Origin of the sequence: uncultured Salegentibacter sp. (assembly GCF_963972535.1) — a bacterium.
Lineage (GTDB): Bacteria > Bacteroidota > Bacteroidia > Flavobacteriales > Flavobacteriaceae > Salegentibacter.
Window position 1 is genome coordinate 1 of the sequence record NZ_CAXAVR010000199.1, and the last position, 2,191, is coordinate 2,191.

General features: G+C 37.0%; 1 protein-coding gene. It reads left to right on the forward strand.

The genetic code is table 11. The features are described 5' to 3' along the window. Positions 1-114: 114 nt before the first annotated feature. Complete coding sequence (pruA, locus tag AACZ30_RS13755; protein ID WP_208222678.1) at positions 115-1,758, forward strand: L-glutamate gamma-semialdehyde dehydrogenase; 1,644 nt, start codon at positions 115-117, stop codon at positions 1,756-1,758. The last annotated feature ends 433 nt before the right edge of the window (positions 1,759-2,191 follow it).

Below are 2,191 nucleotides of genomic sequence, written 5' to 3' on the forward strand. Positions count from 1 at the left end.
TTTACAAAAATAGTTAAGCTTTCGTGAATGCGCTTTCATAAGGATTCAAAATCACCTAAATTTTTTACCTTTATACTCACAATAATTAAAAACCAAAAAAAACATAAAATAACTATGGGAAAAGGATTTTTTCACGTTCCACAGGCGGTTAACGAGCCAGTAAAATCTTATGCGCCGGGAACCCCGGAAAGGGAAGAAGTTTTACTCACTTATAAAGACTTATACAATTCCAATATGGAAGTACCTCTTTATATTGGATCTGAAGCTATAAAAACCGGAGACACGGCAGATATTCGCCCTCCTCACGATCATAAACATAAAGTAGGAACTTACCACCGCGCCAAGAAAAAGCACGTTGAACAAGCTATAGACGAAGCTTTAAAGGCCAGAGAAAAATGGGCAAAACTGGAATGGGAACAACGCGCTGCGATTTTCTTAAAAGCAGCCGACTTAATTGCAGGACCTTACAGATCTAGAATTAATGCTGCCACAATGATTGGGCAGTCAAAAAATATCTACCAGGCAGAGATTGATTCAGCTTGTGAACTATGTGACTTTTTACGTTTTAACGTAGAATACATGTCAGATATGTACAATGAGCAACCCGAATCTTCTGACGGAAACTGGAACCGCGTAGAATATAGACCATTAGAAGGTTTTGTATATGCAATTACGCCTTTTAACTTTACTGCTATTTCTGGTAACCTTCCTTCAAGTGCAGCCCTTATGGGTAATGTAGCTGTTTGGAAACCTAGTGATAGCCAGATTTTCTCTGCCCAGGTAATTATGGAAGTATTTAAGGAAGCAGGTTTACCAGATGGTGTAATTAATATGGTAATGGGAGATCCTGAAATGATTACCAATACCGTACTTGACAGTCCAGATTTCTCCGGAATTCACTTTACAGGTAGTACCGATGTATTTAAAGGAATTTGGGGTAAAATTGGTAACAACATCAATAAATACAAAACCTACCCAAGAATTGTAGGAGAAACCGGCGGGAAAGACTTTATTGTGGTTCACCCAACATCTAACGCAAAAGAAGTGGCTACGGCAATTTCCCGTGGTGCTTTTGAATACCAGGGACAAAAATGTAGTGCCGCTTCAAGAGTTTACCTTCCAGAAAGTCTTTGGCCAGAGATTAAAGAATTTGTAAAAACAGATTTAGAATCCTTTAAAATGGGTTCTCCAGAAGATATGTCTAACTTTATTAATGCGGTTATCCACGAAGGAGCATTTGACAAATTGGCTGGCTACATAGATAGAGCCAAAAAAGACAAAAACGCTGAAGTAGTAATTGGTGGAAATTATGATAAATCTGAAGGTTATTTTATTGAACCTACGGTAATTCTTACGTCAGATCCTCATTATACTACAATGGAAACCGAATTATTTGGCCCAGTGGTAACCATCTATGTATATGATGATAAAAACTATAGTGAAGAAAAGTGGAGAGACCTACTAAAAACTGTAGATAACACCAGTATTTACGGACTTACTGGAGCAGTTTTCTCTGGAGACCGTTATATGGCGGCAATCGCTACCGACTTACTTCAAAATGCTGCAGGTAATTTCTATATAAACGATAAACCTACCGGCGCAGTAGTTGGACAGCAACCATTTGGTGGTGCCCGCGCCAGCGGTACTAACGATAAAGCCGGTTCTAAAATGAACCTACTAAGATGGGCTTCAGTTAGGCTGATTAAAGAAACTTTTGTACCAGCAAAAGATTACAGATATCCATTTTTGGGAGAATAATTCTGTAAAAATATAATTTCAAAAAGCCACAGTTTAAAAGCTGTGGCTTTTTTATTTTAATAATTTTTGAAAGTTTATTTTGTATTTCTTCCAGCTTCAAACTCCTTGCAGACTACTAATTTTCAGTACTTTATTAATTTTAGTAGGAAAAATCGTAAAATTAGTAGTTAATCGAATAAAACTTCACTTCAACGATAATCGCTTAGAACGATTTTTTTAAGTAGTATTTTTAATTGTTAATCGACTTCACCCCAGGGACTTATCGTCTCAAGCCATTTAACCTTATACCCCTACGTATTTTTTTTAATCGGCTAATCCAATAAAATTATGGGAAAAATACTACTCCTAATATTTATAATAGTTCCTTTAGTTCCTTTAGGTATTTACGGGCAGGCCTGCCCCAACTCGCTAAGTATAAGTTCTAACAACGGCA

Coding starts and splice junctions, on each gene's coding strand:
- pruA (WP_208222678.1), top strand. CDS start 115: ATGGGAAAAGGATTTTTTCACGTTCCACAGGCGGTTAACGAGCCAGTA.